The following is a 20,501-nucleotide window of genomic DNA, read 5'->3' as shown; positions in this document are numbered from 1 at the left end:
GCCGGTCGCCCGGGCGGGCGGTGGGGTCAGGCGTCACGGCGGCGCAGCACGACGTGGCCGGCCGCGACGGCCACCGCCGCCCAGGCCAGCAGCCACGCCAGCCCCTCCCCCGCCGAGTACGGCATCGGCCCGCCGGTGAGGTTGTCCGCGCTGCCCATGAACGCCAGGCCGGCGAACATCGGCATGCGCAGCGAGGCCTCGACCAGCGCCGGGCTGCCCGTCATGAGGACCATCAGCGGCACCCCCATGAGCAGCATGAACACCACGGTCAGCGTGCCGGCCGCGCTGCGCGCCGCGGCTCCGACGCCGACGGTCATCACCGACACCAGCGCGTAGAACACCCCCATGCCCACCAGGTCGGACAGCACCTCGCCGAAGGGCAGCACCACGAACCCGCCGAACGCGTCGACCGACAGCACCAGGTGAACGGCCGCCGTCGCCACGGCCCCCGTGAGCACGCCCGCCGCGAACATCACCGGCCCCACCGCCAGCGCCTTGGCCGCCAGCACCATTCCGCGCACGGGCGTGGCCTGCAGCGTGACCCTGATGCCGCCGGAGGTGTACTCCGAGGTGATCGCCAGCATCGCCAGCGCCACCAGCGCGAACTGCACGAACGACGAGGCCGAGACCACGGGCGAGCTGGCCACGACCCGCGTGCCGGCCGCGCCCGCGCGCATCGCCTCGGTGGCGGCGGCCCCGCCCAGGGTGACGGAGGCCAGCACGTTGAGCACGAGCGCGCAGGCCAGGCACCACCACGTGGACCTGACCGACCACAGCTTGGCCCATTCGGAGCCGATCGTCCGGCCCAGCGCCCTCATGCGTTCGCCCCGTACTCCACGCTGCCCGACGTCAGCTCCTGATAGGCCTGTTCCAGGGAAGCCTCCCTGGTGCGCAGCTCGTGCAGGCGGATGCCGGCCTCGTGCGCCAGGTCGCCGACGCGCTCGATGGACGCGCCGGTGGCCTCGATCTCGTTCTCGCCGAGCCGGTCCACCCTGATGCCGGCGGCGCGCAGCCGGTCGGCGAGGTCCCCGGCGTGCGGGCTGCGGACCAGCACGGCCGTCAGCGAGCTGCCCGCCAGGACGTCCGCGAGCGGCGCGTCCATGATGAGCCGGCCCTTGCCGATCACCACGAGGTGGTCGGCGGTGAGCTGCATCTCGCTCATCAGGTGGCTGGAGACGAACACGGTGCGGCCCTCGGCGGCCAGCGAGCGCATGAGCCCGCGCACCCAGCGCACGCCGTCCGGGTCGAGCCCGTTGACGGGCTCGTCGAACATCAGCACCGCCGGGTCGCCGAGCAGCGCGGCGGCGATGCCGAGCCGCTGGCTCATGCCCAGGGAGAGGGTTCCGGCCCGCTTGCGCGCCGCGGCGGCCATGCCGACCGTCTCCAGCACCTCGCCCACCCGGCGCTGCGGGATGCCGTTGCTGCGGGCCAGCGCGGTCAGGTGGGCCCGGCCGCTGCGGCCCGGGTGCACGGCCCGCGCGTCGAGCAGCGCGCCGACGGTGCGCAGCGGGTTGCCGATGCGGTGGTAGGGCAGGCCGCCGATGAGCGCGGTGCCCGAGGTGGGGCGGTCGAGGCCGAGGATCAGGCGCATCGTGGTCGACTTGCCCGCGCCGTTCGGGCCGAGGAAGCCGGTCACCGTGCCGGGCTTCAGCTCCAGCGTCAGGTCGTCGACCGCGAGCCGGTCGCCGTACCTCTTGCCGAGGTTCTTCAGACTGATCACGTCGCCCCACGCTAGGCGCGGGACGGGGCCGCCACCATGGAGGCGGCCCGCCGACCTCGATGGCGGAAAACCGTAAAGCCGGCGGAACCGAAGCCGGGCGCCGTCGCCGGGTCAGGGCGCGACGGGCCAGGCGGGTCAGGGCGCGACGCGCCGGTGTCACGTCACGGGCGGGAGGCGCCCATCCAGTCGGGCACGTCGCCGAGCAGGCCGCCCAGCTCGTCCAGGAGCGCCTCGTCCACGGTGTGACCGGCTCTGGCCAGGTCCTCGGCGCGGCGGCACAGCTCGGCCTCGCGGGCCGCGCCGACCGTCGCGCAGGCCCCCTTGAGCCGGTGCGCGAGCGCGGCGGCGCTCTCCTGGTCGCCGTCCCGCACGGCCTGCCTGAGCTCCTCGTACGTGCGCGTCGCCGTCGCCAGGTACGCCCGCGCCACGTCGGCGATGGCCTCCTGCGACAGCCCGGCCAGCTCGGGCGGCAGCCCGGCCGAGGCCGTCCACTCGGGGATCCTGGCCAGCACGCGCGGCCAGTCCACGGGCTTGGCCAGGTGGTCGTCCATGCCCGCCTCCAGGCACCGGATGCGGTCGCCGGGCATGGCGGCGGCGGTCATCGCGATGATCGGGGTGTGCGCCTCCTCGCGCCGCCTGATCTCCTCGGTGGCGGCCAGGCCGTCCTGCACGGGGAGCTGGCAGTCCATGAACACCAGGTCGTACCCGCCGGTCAGCACGGCGCGCACCGCCTTGGCCCCGTCGTCGACCACCTCGACCGAGTGTCCGGCCTGGCCCAGGACGAGCATCGCCACCTGGCGGCTGACCTCGTCGTCCTCGGCCACCAGGATGCGCGCGCCCTCGGCGCCGCCGTCGGCCTGGGCGCCCTCGCGTGGCTCGCCGGGGCACTCGGGGGCGCCCAGGGCGTTCTCCACGGCGGCCAGCAGGCGGCGGCGGCTGAGCGGCCGGGTCATCGACTGCACGGCCCGCTCCCCTGCCGCACCCGGCCAGGCGAACCCGGAGCGGCCCGGCGTGACGACCACGATGACGCTGGTGGCCTGCAGCAGGGGGTCGGTGAGGATCGCGTGGGCGAGCGAGCGCGGCGCCGCGGGCTCGCCGGGGTGCGCCCCTCCAGCACCGCCCGAACCGTTCGAGCCGCCGGAACCGTTCGTGCCGCCCGCGGCCTCGGCCCCCGCGCCGAGGTCCAGCGCGACCACGGCCAGCTCGTACGGCGCCCCCTCGGCCGCGGCGGCCCGCAGGCGGGCCAGGGCGGTGCGCTCGTCCCTGGTCTCCTCCACCTCGGCCCCCGCCTGGGCCAGCAGCCGCGCGGCCAGCGTGCGGTCCTCGGGCCGCGGGTCGGCCACCAGCGCGCGCCGCCCCTCCAGGGTCCCCGCCCCCGGCTCCGCCCAGGTGAGCACGTCCACCGGCAGCGTGGCCCAGAACCGGCTGCCCACGCCCTCGACGCTGTCCAGCCCGATCCGCCCGCCCATGAGCTCGACGAGCTGCCTGCTGATGGCCAGCCCCAGCCCGCTGCCGCCGGTCCTGCGCGTGATGGGCGAGTCGACCTGGCGGAAGACGCCGAAGACCCGCTCCCGGTCCTGGGGGCCGACCCCGATGCCGGTGTCGGCCACCGCGAAGCGCAGCACCACCCGCTCCTGGCCCGGCTCGCCCTCGTCGAGGGTGACGTGCAGGTCCACGCCGCCCTGGAAGGTGAACTTCAGCGCGTTGCCGACCAGGTTGGTCAGCACCTGGCGCAGCCGGGCGGGGTCGCCGCAGACCTGGCTGGGCACGTTCTCGTCGAGCCGCAGCGTCAGCCACAGGCCCTGCTCGTAGGCGTACGGCGCGAACGGCGCCACCACTTCGTCGCACAGGCGCGGCAGGTCGAACGGCACCTCCTCGACCTGGAGGTGGCCCGCCTCGATCCTGGACAGGTCGAGGAAGTCGTCGAGCAGGCGCAGCACGTTCTGGGCCGACTCCTGGGCGGTGCTGGCGTAGTAGCGCTGCTCCTCGTCCAGGCGGGTGCCCATGAGCAGGGAGTTCATGCCGAGCACGCCGTTGATCGGGGTGCGGATCTCGTGGCTGATCTTGGCCACGAACTCGGACTTGGCGCTGGAGGCGCTGACCGCCTCGTCCCTGGCGTCGGCCAGCTCGGCGGCGTACCTGGCCAGCGTGGCCTGGGCCCGGCGGCGGCCGCGGGTGGAGTGGATCTGCAGGCCCAGGCCGCTGAGGATGAGCAGGGCGAGCAGCAGCGCGACGGTCAGCACGTTGGCGCGCAGCTGCTCGGCCGAGGCCATCGCCTCGGTGGCGGAGACCTCGGCGGTGACCGTCCAGCCGATGCTCGGGATGGGCTCGGAGGCCGACAGGACGAGGCCGTCGATGCCGTTGTACTCGCCGTTCCACGCCTGCCCGTTGAGCGCGCGGTCCACCCGGGGGTCCTCGCGCAGGGAGGTCAGCGCGTAGAGCTGCCGGCCGGGGTCGGCGACGAGCACGCCGGCCTTGTCGGTGATGAGCAGCCGGATGTCCTGCGCGTTGGCGGCCTCCTCGGCGAACTCCTGGATGGCGTCGAGGCTGTAGACGACCGTGAGCATGCCGAGCATGGCGGTGCCGTCCGCGCTGGGGATGGGCGCGGCCACGGCGACGGCCCTGGACACGCCGACCATCGTGGGCGTGTACGCCTGGGAGACGTGGGCCTGGTGCTCGTCGCGGACGGCGCGGTACCAGTCGGTGGTGCTGACGTCCTGCGGCAGCACGGTCGGCGGTTCGGCGCCCAGCATGTCGCCCTCGGGGGAGATCATGATCAGGCCGCTGACGCCGTCGCGCATGCGCCGCAGCTCGCCGAGCCAGTCGCGCAGGGTGCCGGGGGCGGGGTCGGCCACCGCCTGGCGCACCTGGGGCCGCTGCGCGAAGGCGGTGACGAGCTGCTTGAGCGAGCCCATCTGCTGCTCCACCACGACGCGGCTCACGGACGCGGTGGTCCTGACCCGGTGGTCGGCCTCTCCCCTGACCGCGTGCTCCGACAGCGAGATGCTGGAGGAGGTGAGCAGCGCCAGGGGCAGCAGGCCGAGCAACGTCCACAGGGCCGTCACCGCGAGCAACCATCGCACGGGCGTCCGTCCCTCCCCCCACTCGCTCGGGTACAGAGTAGGTAAAGAAGGGGCGCGCGCGCCGGTTCTCCGTGAGCAGAACGAGCAAAAGTTGATCTTTTTGCGGAAAACCCGCATAAGCTGCGGTAAGCGACCAGTATGACGAGGAGCGTGTCGGTGCCTGAGCTCAGGGACATCACCGTTCTCATCGTGGACGACGACCCCGTCGTCACCGCCGCGCTGCACGCGCAGGTGAACCGGGTGCTCGGCTTCAGGGTCGTGGGCATCGCGCACACCGGGCACGCGGCGCTGGCCGCCGCCGGACGGTTCGCGCCGCAGCTGATCCTGCTCGACCTCCATCTCCCTGATATGCCCGGCCTGGAGGTCGCGCACCGGCTGCGCCGGCCCGACCAGCCGCCCGCCGACATCATCGTGATCTCCGGCCGCAAGGAGTCGGCCACGGTACGCGCGGCCATGCAGCGCGGTGCCCTGAACTACCTGGTCAAACCCACCAGGGCGGGCACCCTGGAGCAGGCGCTGTTACGTTACGCCGCCTCGGTCAAGCAGCTCGAGTCCGGCTCCCGCTTCACCGACCAGCAGGAGATCGACAACCTCTTCCGCGTGCTCCACCTCGACGCGGGCACCCGCCCCAAGAGCATCTCCCCGGCCACCGAGCAGGCGGTGCTGGACGCGCTGTCGGAGGTCGAGGACGCCTCGGCCGACGAGCTGGCCGGGATGGTGGGCGTCAGCCGGGCCACCGCCCGCCGCTACCTGGAGCACCTGGCCGAGCGGGGGCTGGTCGAGGGCCGGCCGAAGTACGGCACGACGGGACGCCCGCAGCACCGGTACCGCGTCCGATGAGGGCGCTCAGGGCGTTCCGGGCGTGCGTCGCGGCGGCGCTGGTCTGCCTGCTGCCGGTCGGGTGCGGCCAGGCGGACCCCTTCCCCGAGGACTCGACGATGGCCCGCATCAGGGAGCGCGGCATCCTCACCGTCGGCATCAAGTTCGACCAGCCGATGTTCGGCTACAAGGACCCGGCCACCGGGCGGATCACCGGCTTCGACGCCGAGATGGCCCGGCTGCTGGCCAGAGACCTCACCGGCAGCGAGCGCAACATCCGCTTCGTGGAGACCGTCTCGCGCGAGCGCGAGAACTTCATCGAGCAGGGCGTGGTGGACCTCGTCATCGCCACCTACTCGATCACCCCGGCCCGCGGCCGGCGGGTCTCCTTCACCGAGCCGTACTACTACGCCGGCCAGGACCTGCTCGTGCGCATCGGCGACGGCACCATCAACGAGGTGGCCGACCTGGACGGCAAGTCGGTCTGCACCGCGCGCGGCTCCACCTCCGTCGAACGCCTGCGCGCCACCGTGCCCCGCGCCCACCTGGAGATCGTGGACGCCTACAGCATCTGCATCCCCGCGCTGATCGCCGGGCGGGTGGACGCGCTCAGCACCGACGACACCATCCTGCTCGGGCTGCTGGCCCAGCACCGCGACACGCTGCGGCTGGTCGGCAAGCCCTTCGGGCGCGAGCCGTACGGGATGGGCGTGCGCAAGCACGACGTGGCCTTCCGCGACTACCTCAACGGGCTGATCGCGCGCTGGCTGCGCGACGGCGAGTGGGACCGCGCCTACATGGCCACCATCGGGGTCACCGGCGTCACCTCCGAGTCGGCCAGACCGGCCACCCCCTGACCCGCCGCTGAGCAGAATGATCACAAACTAAGCAGAACGATCACAAGCCCTTCCCGGGCATCCCCGGCTCCTACGGTTACGCCAACGCTGACCGACACGAGGAGCGTGACGCATGACCCCGGGGGACCTGATCGTCCTGCAGCAGGTCAACAAGCGCTACGGCGAGCACCACGTGCTCAGGGACGTCGACCTGACCGTCCGGCAGGGCGAGGTCGTGGTGATCATCGGCCCGTCCGGTGCTGGCAAGTCCACCCTGTGCCGCGCGATCAACCGGCTGGAGAGCATCGACTCCGGCACCATCACCCTCGACGGCAGAGCGCTGCCGGCCGAGGGCAGGGCGCTGGCCCGGCTGCGCGCCGAGGTCGGCATGGTGTTCCAGTCGTTCAACCTGTTCGCGCACAAGACCGTCCTGGACAACGTCGTCCTGGGCCAGGTGCACGTGCTGAAGCGGAGCCGGGCCGAGGCCGAGCGCAAGGCGCGCGAGCTGCTCGACCGGGTCGGGATCGGCGCCCAGGCCGCCAAGTTCCCCGCCCAGCTCTCCGGCGGGCAGCAGCAGCGGGTGGCCATCGCCAGGGCGCTGGCCATGGACCCGAAGGCGATCCTGTTCGACGAGCCCACCTCGGCGCTGGACCCGGAGATGGTCAACGAGGTGCTGGAGGTCATGACGGCGCTGGCCCGCGAGGGCATGACGATGGTCGTCGTCACCCACGAGATGGGCTTCGCCCGGCGCGCCGCCGACCGGGTCGTCTTCATGGCCGACGGCGAGATCGTCGAGCAGAACTCCCCCGACGCCTTCTTCGGCGCGCCGAGCAGCGACCGCGCCTCTTCCTTCCTCGCCAAGATCCTGACCCACTAAGGAGTGTCATGTTCGGCAGATCCCTCTACGCCGTGTTCGCCGTGGCCGCCCTCTCCCTGACCGCCACCGCGTGCGGCGGCCAGGCCGCGGCGAGCAACGCCTCCATCGTGGACAAGGCCAAGAACGACAAGAAGCTGGTGATCGGCGTCAAGGCCGACCAGCCGGGCCTGGGGCTGCGCACGCCGGACGGCAGCTTCACCGGCTTCGACATCGAGGTCGCCAAGTACGTCGCCAAGCAGCTCGGCGTCGAGCCCTCCGGCATCACGTTCAAGGAGACCGTGTCGGCCAACCGCGAGGCCTTCATCGAGCAGGGCCAGGTGGACATGGTGGTGGCCACGTACTCGATCACCGACGCGCGCAAGCAGAAGGTCTCCTTCGCCGGGCCGTACTTCGTGGCCGGCCAGGACCTGCTGGTACGGGCCGACGACGCGGCGCTGACCGGGCCCGAGGCGCTCAACGGCAAGAAGCTCTGCTCGGTCGCCGGCTCGACCCCGGCCCAGAAGGTCAAGACGGAGTACGCCAAGGAGGCGCAGCTCCAGGAGGAGCGCACGTACTCGTCCTGCGTGGACCGCGTGCTCGGCGGCCAGCTCGACGCCCTGACCACCGACAACGTCATCCTGGCCGGCTACGCCGCGCAGCACCCGGGCAAGCTCAAGGTGGTCGGCAAGCCGTTCAGCACCGAGAAGTACGGCATCGGGCTGAAGAAGGACGACACCGCCGGGCGCAAGGCGATCAACGACGCCCTGGAGAAGATGTTCGCCGACGGGAGCTGGACCAAGGCGCTGCAGGCCAGCGTGGGCGCCTCCGGCTTCGCCGTGCCGCAGGCCCCGCAGCTCGAGCGGTACTGAGGCCGATGGAAGCGCTGCTGACCGAGGGCGGCACGATCCTGGCCGCCTTCTGGATGACGGTGCGGCTGACGGCGGTCAGCGCGCTCGGCTCGCTGGTGCTGGGCACGGTGCTGACCGCCATGCGGGTGGCCCCGCTGGGCGCGCTGCGCACCGCCGCGACCGCGTACGTGACCGTGCTCCGCAACACCCCGCTCACGCTGGTGCTGCTGTTCACCGGGCTCGGCATCGGAGCGAACCTGGGCCTGGAGCTGTCGGACGACATCGCGACCAACAACTTCTGGCTCGCCGTGATCGGGCTGACCGCCTACACCTCGGCCTTCGTGTGCGAGGCGCTGCGCTCCGGGCTCAACACGGTGTCGGTGGGGCAGGCGGAGGCGGCCCGCTCGCTCGGGCTGGGCTTCGTCAGGACGCTGGCGCTGATCACGCTGCCGCAGGCGTTCCGCGCCGTGGTGGCGCCGCTGGGCAGCATCCTCATCGCGCTGACCAAGAACACCACGATCGCGCTGGTGGTGGGCGTGAGCGAGGCGTCGGTGCGGATGCGTGAGCTGATCGAGACGTACGGCGACCAGGTCATCGAGATCTTCCTCGGCTTCGCCGCCGGGTTCGTGCTGCTCTGCCTGCCGATGGGGCTGCTGTTCGGCTGGTTGTCGCGGCGGATGGCGGTGGCGCGATGAGCTACGCCAACCTGTACGAGGCCCCGGGGCCGCGCGGCGTGCGGCGCAACCGGCTGCTGACGGTCGTGGTGGCGGCCGCGCTGCTGGCGGTGGCGGCCTTCGTCTACGTGCGCTTCGACGACAAGGGCCAGTGGGCGGCCGAGAAGTGGACGCCGCTGCTGCGCGGCGACGTGTGGGCCACATTCATCCTGCCCGGCCTGGCCGGGACGCTGTCCGCGGCCGTCGCCGGGGTGGTGCTGGCCGCCCTGTTCGGGATCGTGTTCGCCGTCGCCCGGCTGTCGGAGCACCGGTGGATCCGGCTGCCGGCGGCGGCCGTGGTGGAGTTCTTCCGGTCCGTGCCGCTGCTGCTGCTGATCTTCTTCGCCTTCTTCGGGTCGTACGTGCTGATCGGGGTGAACATCTCGGCCTTCGCCGCCGTGGTGTTCGGGCTGACCCTCTACAACGGGTCGGTGATCGCGGAGATCCTCCGGGCCGGGGTGCTGAGCCTGCCGAAGGGGCAGCGGGAGGCGGCGTACGCGGTCGGCATGCGCAAGGGGCAGGTGCTGCGGCTGGTGCTGCTGCCGCAGGCCGTCAAGGCCATGCTGCCCGCGCTGGTCAGCCAGTTCATCGTGCTGCTGAAGGACTCGGCCCTGGGCCTGATCGTGGGCTACGACGAGCTGGTGGACCGGGGGCTGAACGGGATCGCGGCCAACTTCTCCAACGTGATCCCCGCGGCGATCCTCATCGCGGGCATCTTCATCGTGATCAACCTCGCGCTGGACCGCCTGGCCCACCGCCTGGGCCAGTCGTCCTGACCCGGCGCCCGCGGACCGGCCGGCCTGGGCGCCCGAGGGGCCATCGGCCTGGGCGGGCGCCCGCGGGTCGATACGGTAGAAAGAGCACCATGCCGCTGACCCCCCGCTCCTCCTCCGGCCACCTCTCCCCCGGGCCCTTCGCCGGCCGCACCCTCGCCGGGCTCGCCCGGGACCTGCGCGACGGGCGGGCGACCGCCACCGGCCTCGCCGAGCGGGCGCTCGACGCCGCGGCGGCGCTCGACCCGGCGCTGAACGCGTTCGTCACCGTGGACGCGGCCGGCGCGCTGGCGGCGGCCCGCCGGGCGGACGCCGAGCTGGCCGCGGGCGTCGACCGGGGGCCGCTGCACGGGCTGCCGGTCGCGGTGAAGGACCTGATCGACGTGGCGGGGCTGCCCGCGACCATGGGCTCGCGCCACTTCGCCGGCCACGTCCCGGACGCCGACGCCGTGTGCGTCACCCGGTTGCGCGCGGCCGGCGCGGTGATCGTGGGCAAGACGACGACGCACGAGTTCGCGTACGGGCCCACCGGCGACCGCTCCGCCAACGGGCCCTCGCGCAACCCCCGGGACACCGGGCGCATGTCGGGCGGCTCCAGCGGCGGCAGCGCGGCGGCCGTGGCGGCGGGCGTCGTCCCGCTGGCGATCGGCACGGACACGGGCGGCTCGGTGCGCATCCCGGCCGCGCTGTGCGGGGTGGCGGGGTTCAAGCCCGCGTACGGGGCGATCCCGGCGGACGGGGTGTTCCCGCTGTCGCGCAGCCTCGACCACGTGGGCGTCCTGGCCGGCGGGGCGGCGGACTGCCTGCTCGCCTACCACTGCCTGACGTCCGGCGCCGTGCCCGGCGGTCCCGGGCCCGCGCCGGCCCGGGACACGACCGGAACGGCCGGAGAGGCGGGCTCGCCCGGCGGGCCTGGCGGAGAGGCGGGCGGGCCCGGCGGGGAGGCGGGCGGGCCGGTGCGGGTGGCCTGGCTGGATCCGGGGTGCCTGTTCGACGGGGACCGGCGGGTGGTGGACACCGTGCGGGCCCTGCTGGGCGAGGTGGCGGAGGTGCGGCTGCCCGAGGGGTTCGGCGAGGAGGTGCGGGAGACGTACCTGGCGGTGCAGAGCTGCGAGACGGCCGAGGTGCACGCGGAGCGGCTGGCGCGGGCGCCCGAGCTGTTCGACCCCGAGGTGCTGGAGCGGCTGCGCGCCGCCGCCGAGCTGCCCGGCTGGCGGTACGTGCGCGCCCTGCGGGCCAGGGAGCGGCTGGCCGGGGCGGTGGCGGCGCTGTTCGGCGGGCACGACGTGATCGCGCTGCCCACCGTGCCGATCGTCGCGCCGCCGCTGGACCGCCGTGAGATCGAGGTGGCCGGCCGGCCGGTCGCGGTGCGTCCCGCGCTGCTCGCGCTGACCAGCCCGTGGAACGTGTTCGGGCTCCCGGCGCTGACCGTGCCCGCCGGCACGGTGGCCGGCCTGCCGGTCGGCCTGCAGCTCGTCTGCCGCCCTGGCGCGGAGCCCCTCCTCTTCAGCACGGCCGCGCGGGTCACCCCCGCCTGACGACTGTCAGAGGCCGGCGTCGAGGACGCGGGCGATGCCGGTGTCCAGCGCGGTCTCGTACCCGGCGCGGAAGGCCGCCTGGAAGGCGCGGTCGCCGATCGCCGCGCGCGCCAGCCGCTCGCTCTCCTCCCGGGCGCTGACCCACTCCCGGATGCCGATCTGCGCCCGCCCGATCGTCTCCCACACCTGCTGGGCCAGCCCCAGCAGGCGCGCGGCCGGCTCGCCCTGACCGGCGGCGGCCGCGGCGCAGGCCAGCACGTCGAGGGCCAGGGCGATGCCGATGCTGTCGTGCAGGCGGTGCTTGATCTCCAGCGCCGACCTGGCGTACCGCTGCGCCGCCTCGTTGCGGCCCAGCGACAGCTCCGCCTGGGCGCGGAAGAGGTCGGCGTAGGCGCGCATCCAGCGCTCCCCGTGCTTGTCGCACTCGGCGCACATCTCCTCCAGCGCCTTGACGGCGTCCTCGACGCGACCCTGGGCGGTGTGCACGTGGCTCTGGCACAGACGGGCCAGCAGCGTGGGCAGGGTGAGCCCGTGCTCGGGCCGGTGCACGGCCAGCAGGCTGTCGGCCAGCGCCAGCGCCAGCGCCAGGTCGCCCCTGATGGTGGCCGCGGCCATGACCATGGCCTGCGCGGCGAGCGCGGCGGAGGTGTCGCCGAGCTGCTCGGCGACGCCCGCGCACTCGGCGGCCCAGGCCATGCCGGCGGTCGGGTCGCCCTGCACCATGAGGGTCAGGCTGCACACCCACAGGGCGCGGTTGCGCACGACGCCCGGCTCGGTGTCGCAGGCCAGCGCGCGCTCCAGGTAGTGCTGGCCCTCCCGCAGGAAGCCGCACGGATACCAGAAGAACCACAGCGCCGCGGCCAGCTCCAGCGCGGTGTGGTCGGCGGGGTTGGCGAGGGAGAAGTCGAGCGCGGTGCGCAGGTTGTCGTGCTCGGCGGTGGTGCGGTCGTTCCAGGAGACCTGGTCGGGCCCGAACCAGGCGGCGTCGCCGCGGCGGGCCATGGCCAGGTAGTAGTCGCGGTGCCGGCGGCGCAGGCCCTCCTGCTCGCCCAGGGCGGCCAGCCAGATGGCGCCGTACTCGCGGATGGTGTCCAGCATGCGGTAGCGCTCGCCGCCGCCGGTGGGCGACCAGATGAGGATCGACTTGTCCACCAGCCCGGCCAGCAGCCCGGGAATGACCTCGGCGGGCAGCAGCGCGTCGGCGCAGACCCGCGCGGCGGCGACGCCGTCGAAGCTGCCGGCGAACACCGACGTCCGCGCCCACAGCAGCCGCTCCTCGGGGGTGCAGAGCTGGTGGCTCCACCCGATCGCGGTGCGCAGCGCCTGGTGCCAGGGCGGGTCGGCGGCGGCCACCGCGGCCTCGGTGTCGCCCAGCATGGCGAAGCGGTCGTCGAGCCGCTCGCACAGCTCGGCGGCGGGCAGCTCGCGCAGCCGGGCCGCGGCCAGCTCGATCGCCAGCGGCAGCCCCTCCAGGCGGCGGCACAGGCGGGCCAGGTCGGCGCGGTTGCCGTCGGTGACGGTGAAGCCGGGCACGGAGCGGGCGGTGCGCTCGGCGAGCAGCGCCACGGCCTCCTGGCGCCCCTCGCCGCGGCCGTCGGGCACGGGCAGCGGGTCGATGATCAGCACCTGCTCGTCGGGCACGCCGAGCGGCCGGCGGCTGGTGGCCAGGATCGACAGGCCAGGTGCGGCGACCAGCAGCTCCTCCGCGGTGCCGGCGCAGGCTTCGACCAGGTGCTCGCAGGTGTCGAGGACCAGCAGGACGTGCCGGTCGACGAGATATTCGGCCAGCACGTCCAGCATCGGCCGGGTGGAGCGGTCGGCCAGGGGCAGCGACTCGGCGATGGCGTACGGCACCAGCGCCCCCTGGTCCAGCGCCGACAGCGTCACGAGCCAGGCGCCGTCGCCGAAGTCCTTGCGCATGAGGGCGGCGGCGCGCAGCGCCAGCCGGGTCTTGCCGACGCCGCCCACCCCGGTCAGCGTCACCATCCGGAATTCCCTGCACAGCCGGCGGATCCGGGCGAGTTCTCCGCGGCGGCCCACCAGACTGGTCGTCTCCGGCGGCAGATTCCCGGCGTGCCGCCCACCCATGTTCATGATCCTCACCTGTCCGGCTCGGTCCACCGCCCTTGGTGAACAGCAGCTTGCCGGACGCCGCCCGTATCCGCCACGAAAAGTGAGAAAGTGACTACACAAGAGGCCGGATTGCGGGCCTTTCATCATGTCCCTCCTCGTTCAGCGGCCCCTTCCCTTTCGTCCAAGATCCCGCTCCGAGCACGGAGAACGCCTGGCCGGCGGGCCCTATACACCTGACCAAGCGCTTGCTACGCTCCGCCCATGGTGTCCACGATCGTCTGGGGTACCGGCAACATCGGCCGCGCCGCCATCCGCGCCGTCGCGGCCTGCCCGTCGCTGAAGCTGGCCGCCGTGCTCGTCGCCGACCCGGCCAAGGTCGGCAGGGACGCGGGCGAGCTGGCCGGGCTCGGCCACCATCTCGGCGTCGCGGCGAGCGCGGACGTGGACGCGGCGCTGGCCGCGGGCCCCGGCGCCGTCGTCTACGCCGCCTCCGGCGACCTGCGCCCCGACGAGGCCCTCGCCGACGTGCTGCGCGCCGTCCGCGCCGGCGCCGTGGTCGTCACCCCGTCCCTGTACGCCCTCTACGACCGGCATTCGGCCCCGCCCGAGGTGCGCGAGCGGGTGCTGGCCGCGGTCGCGGAGGGCGGCGGCTCCCTGTTCGTCTCCGGCGTCGATCCCGGCTGGGCCAACGACGTGCTGCCGCTGCTGGTCAGCGGGCTGGCCACGACCGTGGACGCCGTACGCTGCCAGGAGATCTTCGACTACTCCGCCTACGACCAGCCCGACTCGGTGCGCCACCTGGTCGGCATGGGCCATCCGCTGGACTACCAGCCGCCGATGCTCGCGCCGACCGTCCCCACCATGGTGTGGGGCGGCCAGGTGCGCCTGATGGCCAGGGCGCTCGGCGCCGAGCTCGACGAGATCCGCGAGAGCGTGGCCCGCCGCCCCCTCACGACCACGGTCACCACGGCGTCGATGGGCGTGTTCGAGGCGGGCACCCAGGGCGCGGCCCGCTTCGAGGTGCAGGGGATCGTCGGCGGGCGGCCCGCCATCGTGGTCGAGCACGTCACCCGCATCCACCCGTCCTGCGCGCCCGACTGGCCGCTGCCGCCCTCCGGAGCGGGCGCGCACCGCGTGATCGTCGAGGGCCGCCCGCGCATCGAGGTCACGGTGGAGGCCACCGACGAGGGCGGCAACCGCGCCGCGGGCGGCAACGCCACGGCCGTGGGCCGCCTGGTGGGAGCCGTCGGCTGGCTCGTGGAGGCCGGCCCTGGGCTCTACGACGCGCTGGACGTGCCGCTGCGCCCGGCGATCGGCAAGCTCGGAAGGAGCAGCCCGTGAGAATCGACATCCCTGAGGGCAAGGACGCCATCGAGTACGTCTGGGGCGAGATGGTCCCCGGCATCGGCGCCGCCGCCTCGCGCTTCTCGCTGGCGGTCTACGCCCACACCACGCTCGGGCTGCGCGAGTTCGAGGCGGCCCGGCTGCGGATCGCGCAGATCAACGGCTGCGCGTTCTGCCTGGACTGGCGGACGGAGCGGGACGGCGTCAAGGTCGAGGACGGCTTCGCCGAGGCCGTCGCCGACTGGCGCACGACCGGCGCGTTCGACGCGCGCACCCGGCTGGCCGCCGAGTACGCCGAGCGGTACGCCCTCGACCACCACGGCCTCGACGAGGAGTTCTGGGCCCGGATGAGCGCGCACTACAGCCAGCTCGAAATCGTGGAGCTGAGCATGTGCCTCGGGTCGTGGCTGGCGTTCGGCCGGCTCAACCACGTGCTGGGGCTGGACACCGCCTGCCGCCTGCCCAGCGGCCGCACCCCCGCCCCCGCCCGCCCCGGCGGCCCGGCCCCGGCGGGAGCCCCTTCCGGGACGGACACCCCGGCCGGGGCGGACGTCCCGTCCGGAACGGGTCTCCCGTCCGAGACGGACCTCCCCTCCCCTGCGGAAGCGAGGTCACGGAGATGAGCGGCGACGTCTCCCGGCGCGGCTTCCTGACCGCGACCGGCGCCCTGCTCGGCACCGCCGCGCTCGGCGCGCACTCCCCCGCCGCCCGCGCGGGCGGCCCCATCGCCGACGGCGCGCGCGTCCCCGTCCTGGTGATCGGCACCGGGTACGGCGGCGCCGTGGCCGCCCTGCGCCTGGCCGAGGCGGGCGTGGACGTGCACCTGGCCGAGATGGGCATGGCCTGGGACACCCCCGGCCCCGATGGGAAGATCTTCTGCAACACGCGGACGCCGGACTACCGCTCCTACTGGCTGCGCACCCGCACGAAGGCCCCGCTCAACTACTTCCTCGGCTTCCCCATCGACCGGGACATCCCCCGCCACACCGGCGTCCTGGACGCGGAGGAGTTCGGCGGCATCACCGTCTACCAGGGCCGCGGCGTCGGCGGCGGCTCGCTGGTCAACGGCGGCATGGCGGTCACGCCGAAGCGCGAGAACTTCGCCGCCGTGCTGCCCTCGGTGAACGCCGACGAGATGTACGGCGTCTACTACCCGCGCGCCAACGCCGCGCTCGGGGTGGGCACGGTGGACCCGGCCTGGTTCGACGCCACCGACTGCTACCAGTACGCCCGGGTCGGCCGCAAGCACGCCCAGCGCTCCGGGTTCCCGTTCGTGTTCGTGCCCGACGTGTACGACTGGGACTACATGAAGCAGGAGGAGGCCGGCACCGTACCGAAGTCGGCGCTGGCCGGCGAGATCCTCTACGGCAACAACCACGGCAAGAGGTCGTTGCAGCGCACCTACCTCGCCCGGGCCGCCGCCACCGGCCGGGTCTCGGTCTCGCCGCTGCACCAGGTCACCTCGGTCGCCCCGGCGGCGGGCGGCTACCTGGTCACCCTCGAACACCTGGGCACGGACGGCGCCAGGCTGGCCACCAAGACCGTGACGGCCGAGCGGGTGTTCTTCGCCGCGGGCAGCGTCGGCACCAGCAAGCTCCTGGTCAAGCTGAAGGCCACGGGCGTGCTGCCCGCGCTGAACGGCGAGGTCGGCAAGGGCTGGGGCGACAACGGCAACGTCATGTGCGGCCGTGCCAACCACCTGTGGGACCCGACCGGCAGCCTCCAGTCGGCCATCCCGTGCTGCGGCATCGACAACTGGGCCGCGGGCGGCGCGTTCGCCGAGGTCGCGCCGCTGCCGACCGGCATCGAGACGTTCGCCTCGTTCTACCTGTCGATCACCAAGAACCCGCACCGCGCGCAGTTCTCCTGGAACGCGGGGACGGGCCGGGTGGAGCTGAACTGGCAGACGGCCTGGAAGCAGCCGTCGATCGACATGGCCAGGACCATCTTCGACCGGATCAACGCCAGGGAGGGGACCATCTACCGTACGGACCTGTTCGGGATCTACAAGGTCTGGGGCGACCACCTGACCTACCACCCGCTGGGGGGCGCCGTCCTGAACCGGGCCACCGACAACTACGGCCGCCTGACCGCCTACCCGGGCCTGTACGTCATCGACGGCGCGCTGATCCCCGGGAACACGACGGTCAACCCGTTCGTCACCATCACGGCGCTGGCCGAGCGCAACATCGAGCACATCATCGCGACAGACCTCTGACCCCGCGCGCGGACCGCCGGAGTGTGCCCGCCGATACCGAAAAACCGGGCGTTCACCCCTGTGCGCCCACCCGTAACTCGCGGTCCACCTCGGCGGTCTACCGTGCGCCCATGACGATGCGCAGGTTGATCGCGACCGTGCTGTCCGCACTCCTCGCCGGCGGTACGGTCACCGTCGTGCTGACCCAGACCACTCCCGCCACGGCCGAGCGCCGTGCCCGGGAGCCCATCGTGATCGCCCACCGGGGCGCCAGCGCCCACCGGCCCGAGCACACGCTGCTGTCGTACGAGGCGGCCATCGCCATGGGCGCCGACTACATCGAGCCCGACCTCGTCTCCACCAAGGACCACGTGCTGGTGGCCCGGCACGAGAACGAGATCTCCGGCACCACCGACGTGGCCGCGCGCCCCGAGTTCGCCGGCCGGCGCACCACCAAGACCGTGGACGGCCGGCCGGTGACCGGCTGGTTCACCGAGGACTTCACGCTGGCCGAGCTGAAGACGCTGCGGGCCAAGGAGCGCGTGCCCGACCTGCGCCCCGGCAACACCGCCTTCGACGGGCTGGCGGAGATCCCGACGTTCGAGGAGGTCGTGCGGCTGGCGCTGGAGCACGGCGTGGGCGTCTACCCCGAGACCAAGCACCCCACGTACTTCGACTCCATCGGCCTGTCGCTGGAGGAGCCGCTGCTCGACGTGCTGCACCGCAACCGGGTGCGCAAGGCGTACATCCAGTCGTTCGAGACGGCGAACCTGCGCGAGCTGCGCGGCCGGACGCGGCTGCCGCTGATCCAGCTCATCACGTCCGGCGGCGCGCCCTACGACTGGGTGGCCGCGGGCAGCACGCGCACCTATGACGACATGGTGACGCCGGAGGGGCTGCGCGAGGTCGCGCGCTACGCGGACGGGATCGGCGTGGACACCCGGCGCGTGGTGCCCGTGGACGCCTCCGGCGCGACCACCCGGCCGACCCGGCTCGTGGCCGACGCCCACCGCCGCGGGCTCGACGTGCACGTGTGGACGATCCGCAACGAGAACTCCCAGCTTCCCGCCGACCACCGGATGGGGGACCCGGCGAGCCCCGCCTACCCGCGGGCGGCGGGGAACGTGATGGGCTGGCTGTCGCGCCTGCTCGACCTGGGCGTGGACGGCGCGTTCTGCGACGACCCGGCCATGGGCCGGGCCGTCGTGGCCGCGCACGCGCGCTGAGTCGTGGCCGCGCACGCGCGCTGAGTCGTGGCCGCGCACGCGCGCTGAGTCGTCAGGTCCGCGCTCGCTCGCGCCGGCCCGTCAGGTACGGCGCCAGCGGGCCTCGCCGAAGCAGTAGCCGGCGAACAGCAGCACTCCCAGCGCCACCACCACGAGCAGCCAGGGCCCGGCGGGCGTCTCGGCGAACTGCCTGAGGGTCGCGTCGATGCCGCCCGCCTTGTCCGCGTCGTGGGTGATCGCCGCGTAGCCGACGAAGATGCCGGCCAGCCCGGCGATCGCCCCGCGGGCCACGTACCCGCCGACGCCGAGCCGGTCCATGGCCGTGGCGGCGCGCGGCGACATGCGCCCGGTGTCGAGCTCCTCCCTGAAGCCCTTCGTGACGCCCCGGTGCACCCAGTAGACGCCGAGCGCGGCCAGGCCGAGCCCGACCGCGCCCACGATCAGCGGGCCGCCCGGCAGGTCGAGCAGCTTGCCCGTGATGTCCTGCGACTTCTGGTCGTCGGAGGTGGCCTCGCCGGAGGTGATCACGCTCCACAGCGTGTAGACGATCAGGACGTACACGACGGTCCGCGCGGCGGACTCGGCCCTGTCCAGCGCCTTCCCGCCGCCGAGCAGCGCCTCGGACGCCTGCCACAGCGCCAGCGCCGTGAAGCCCGCCACCATGATCCACAACAGCGCCTGGCCGAACGGCAGCCCGGCCAGCGTGGTGATGGCGCCGGCCTTGTCGGCCTCCCCGCCCGCGCCCTGGCCGAGGCCGATCTGCAGGGCCACCACGCCGATCAGCGCGTACAGCACGCCCCGGCACGCCAGGCCGACCCTGGTCAGCACGGCCATCGGACGGCTGCGGGTCGCCCGCCGCGTCGCGGCCTTCGCCTCGTATCCCGCCTGTTGGGCAGTATTCACCGTTTCCTCCAAGGGGTCTTCCCGGAGAACTCCGAGTGCCCGCAATTCCCGGCTCTAGGCGTCGGCACCGCGCTGCCAGGCACGACGTCCCCGGTTACGCCCGCCGGGAAGGACGTCCCTGGTTACAGTGAGTCAGTGAGTCACGACCAGCACGGACTGGCGATGACCGGCGCGAGCGCCGCCGCGGTCCGGCACTACGACCGGGCGATCGACGCCCTGCTGCACTTCCGGGCCGAGGTCGACACCGAGGCGGCCGCCGCGCTGGCGGAGTCGCCCGGCTTCCCGATGGGCAACGTCCTGTCGGCCTACCTGGGGCTGCTGACCACGGAGGCCGAGGACGCGCGGGCGGCGCGGGCCCGGTTCGGCGCGTTCCTGCGCGGGACCGACGAGAGCGCGCTGCCGCCCCGCGAGCGGGCGCACCTGGCGGCCGTGCGGGCGCTGCTCGGCGGCGACTTCCTGACCTGCGGGGCGCTGCTCGCCGAGATCGCCGTCGCGTACCCGCGCGACGCCCTGGCGCTGGCCGCCGGGCACCAGGTCGACTTCTTCACCGGCGACGCGCGCATGCTCCGCGACCGGATCGGCGGGGCCCTGAACGCCTGGCGCGAGGACGACCCGCACTTCGGGCACCTGCTCGGCATGTACGCCTTCGGCCTGGAGGAGGCCGGCCACTACGACCGGTCGGAGGAGGTCGGGCTGCGCGCGGTGGAGCTGAACCCGCGCGACGTGTGGGGCATCCACGCGGTGGTGCACACCTACGAGATGCAGGGCCGCTTCGGCGACGGCCTGCGCTACCTCGACGCGCGGGTGCGCGACTGGTCGGAGGGCACGTTCTTCAACGTGCACAACTGGTGGCACTACTGCCTGTACGCGCTGGAGACCGGCGACGTGCCGCGCGTGCTGGCGATCTACGACGCGGCGCTGGCGGGCGGGCGGTCGTGCATGGAGCTGCTCGACGCCGCCGCGCTGCTCTGGCGGCTCCACCTGGAGGGCTCCGACCAGCACGAACGCTGGCGGGCGCTGGCCGACGCGTGGCCGCCCCTGGTCGCCGAGCCGTTCTACGCCTTCAACGACATGCACGCGGTGATGTCCTACGTCGGGGCCGGGCGCATCGGCGCGGCGGAGAAGCTGGTCGCGGAGCGGGAGGCGTACGCGGCCCGGCCGCGGCCCGGGGTGACCAACCACGACATGACGCTGCGGGTGGGGCTGCCGGTGTGCCGGGCGATCACGGCGTTCGGGCGCGGCGACCACGAGGCGGTGGTGGACCTGCTCCATCCGATCAGGCACCGGGTCAACGCGTTCGGCGGCAGCCACGCGCAGCGCGACGCCGTGCAGCGCACGCTGCTGGAGTCCGCGCTGCGGGCCGGGCGGCACGACCTGGCCAGGGTGCTGGTGAGCGAGCGGATCTGGGTGCGGCCGTGCAGCCCGTACAACTGGCTCAAGCAGGCGTCGCTGGCCGACGCCCTCGGCGACGGCGCGGCGGCGGCCCTCGCCCGCGCCCGGGCGGGCGAGCTGGCCCGGTCCGGATAGCCGGCCCCGAGCCGCCCGACCAGCCCGAGCCACCCGACCAGCCCG

The 20,501-nt window shown here is 73.7% G+C and carries 17 protein-coding genes; 12 read left to right on the top strand and 5 right to left on the bottom strand.

Features of this window, described 5'->3' with window-relative positions:
- Window positions 1–26: 26 nt before the first annotated feature.
- The 3 genes from IO39_RS11395 to IO39_RS11385 form a co-directional block, all read right to left on the bottom strand.
- Window positions 27–818, bottom strand: coding sequence for an ABC transporter permease subunit (locus IO39_RS11395; protein ID WP_043620084.1), 792 nt, complete (start codon window positions 816–818; stop codon window positions 27–29).
- Entirely contained in the window at window positions 815–1,720 is a 906-nt protein-coding gene (locus IO39_RS11390; RefSeq protein WP_043620082.1) for an ATP-binding cassette domain-containing protein, read from the bottom strand. The genes IO39_RS11395 and IO39_RS11390 overlap by 4 nt, the downstream gene beginning before the upstream one ends.
- Before the next feature lie 161 nt (window positions 1,721–1,881).
- Window positions 1,882–4,803, bottom strand: coding sequence for a hybrid sensor histidine kinase/response regulator (locus IO39_RS11385; protein WP_043620080.1), 2,922 nt, complete (start codon window positions 4,801–4,803; stop codon window positions 1,882–1,884).
- 156 nt (window positions 4,804–4,959) lie between these two features.
- Between IO39_RS11385 and IO39_RS11380 the strand changes: the two genes are divergently transcribed.
- The 7 genes from IO39_RS11380 (at window position 4,960) to IO39_RS11350 (ending at window position 11,186) form a co-directional block, all read left to right on the top strand.
- On the top strand, window positions 4,960–5,643 hold the full coding sequence (locus IO39_RS11380) for a response regulator (RefSeq protein WP_052422778.1): 684 nt from the start codon (window positions 4,960–4,962) through the stop codon (window positions 5,641–5,643).
- Window positions 5,640–6,479 carry a glutamate ABC transporter substrate-binding protein gene (locus IO39_RS11375; protein WP_043620075.1) on the top strand — a complete coding sequence of 280 codons (840 nt, stop codon included), beginning with the start codon at window positions 5,640–5,642 and terminating at the stop codon, window positions 6,477–6,479. The genes IO39_RS11380 and IO39_RS11375 overlap by 4 nt, the downstream gene beginning before the upstream one ends.
- Window positions 6,480–6,591: 112 nt before the next feature.
- Window positions 6,592–7,335 carry an amino acid ABC transporter ATP-binding protein gene (locus IO39_RS11370; RefSeq protein WP_043620074.1) on the top strand — a complete coding sequence of 248 codons (744 nt, stop codon included), beginning with the start codon at window positions 6,592–6,594 and terminating at the stop codon, window positions 7,333–7,335.
- A gap of 8 nt (window positions 7,336–7,343) precedes the next feature.
- Window positions 7,344–8,183 carry a glutamate ABC transporter substrate-binding protein gene (locus tag IO39_RS11365; RefSeq protein ID WP_052422750.1) on the top strand — a complete coding sequence of 280 codons (840 nt, stop codon included), beginning with the start codon at window positions 7,344–7,346 and terminating at the stop codon, window positions 8,181–8,183.
- 5 nt (window positions 8,184–8,188) lie between these two features.
- Entirely contained in the window at window positions 8,189–8,857 is a 669-nt protein-coding gene (locus IO39_RS11360) for an amino acid ABC transporter permease (RefSeq protein ID WP_043620073.1), read from the top strand.
- Window positions 8,854–9,651 carry an amino acid ABC transporter permease gene (locus tag IO39_RS11355; protein WP_157548195.1) on the top strand — a complete coding sequence of 266 codons (798 nt, stop codon included), beginning with the start codon at window positions 8,854–8,856 and terminating at the stop codon, window positions 9,649–9,651. The genes IO39_RS11360 and IO39_RS11355 overlap by 4 nt, the downstream gene beginning before the upstream one ends.
- 89 nt (window positions 9,652–9,740) lie before the next feature.
- The gene (locus IO39_RS11350; protein WP_052422749.1) at window positions 9,741–11,186 is read left to right on the top strand and encodes an amidase; all 1,446 of its coding nucleotides are present in this window, start codon (window positions 9,741–9,743) and stop codon (window positions 11,184–11,186) included.
- A gap of 6 nt (window positions 11,187–11,192) precedes the next feature.
- Here IO39_RS11350 and IO39_RS11345 read toward each other — a convergent pair whose 3' ends face one another.
- Window positions 11,193–13,172 carry an ATP-binding protein gene (locus IO39_RS11345; RefSeq protein ID WP_052422748.1) on the bottom strand — a complete coding sequence of 660 codons (1,980 nt, stop codon included), beginning with the start codon at window positions 13,170–13,172 and terminating at the stop codon, window positions 11,193–11,195.
- A gap of 348 nt (window positions 13,173–13,520) precedes the next feature.
- On the opposite strand from IO39_RS11345, the gene IO39_RS11340 reads away from it, so the two are divergent.
- The 4 genes from IO39_RS11340 (at window position 13,521) to IO39_RS11325 (ending at window position 18,026) form a co-directional block, all read left to right on the top strand.
- Entirely contained in the window at window positions 13,521–14,600 is a 1,080-nt protein-coding gene (locus tag IO39_RS11340; RefSeq protein WP_043620070.1) for an NAD(P)H-dependent amine dehydrogenase family protein, read from the top strand.
- Window positions 14,597–15,226, top strand: a complete 630-nt coding sequence (locus IO39_RS11335) for a carboxymuconolactone decarboxylase family protein (protein ID WP_245641917.1) — start codon at window positions 14,597–14,599, stop codon at window positions 15,224–15,226. The genes IO39_RS11340 and IO39_RS11335 overlap by 4 nt, the downstream gene beginning before the upstream one ends.
- Window positions 15,223–16,821, top strand: coding sequence for a GMC oxidoreductase (locus IO39_RS11330; protein WP_052422747.1), 1,599 nt, complete (start codon window positions 15,223–15,225; stop codon window positions 16,819–16,821). Before IO39_RS11335 ends, IO39_RS11330 begins: the two co-directional genes overlap by 4 nt.
- 110 nt (window positions 16,822–16,931) lie before the next feature.
- Window positions 16,932–18,026: a glycerophosphodiester phosphodiesterase gene (locus IO39_RS11325; RefSeq protein WP_245641916.1), complete on the top strand. Its 1,095-nt coding sequence runs from the start codon at window positions 16,932–16,934 to the stop codon at window positions 18,024–18,026.
- 81 nt (window positions 18,027–18,107) lie between these two features.
- Here the strand turns inward: IO39_RS11325 and IO39_RS11320 are convergent, their stop codons facing one another.
- Window positions 18,108–18,929, bottom strand: a complete 822-nt coding sequence (locus IO39_RS11320) for a DUF1206 domain-containing protein (RefSeq protein ID WP_043620067.1) — start codon at window positions 18,927–18,929, stop codon at window positions 18,108–18,110.
- A 135-nt stretch (window positions 18,930–19,064) separates the two neighbouring features.
- Between IO39_RS11320 and IO39_RS11315 the strand changes: the two genes are divergently transcribed.
- Window positions 19,065–20,456 (top strand): tetratricopeptide repeat protein, encoded by a 1,392-nt coding sequence (locus IO39_RS11315; protein WP_157548193.1) that lies wholly within the window; start codon window positions 19,065–19,067, stop codon window positions 20,454–20,456.
- Window positions 20,457–20,501 lie beyond the last annotated feature (45 nt).

The organism is Nonomuraea candida (assembly GCF_000725485.1).
GTDB classification, from domain to species: Bacteria; Actinomycetota; Actinomycetes; order Streptosporangiales; family Streptosporangiaceae; genus Nonomuraea; species Nonomuraea candida.
This window is presented reverse-complemented; position numbering and strand designations above follow the sequence as displayed.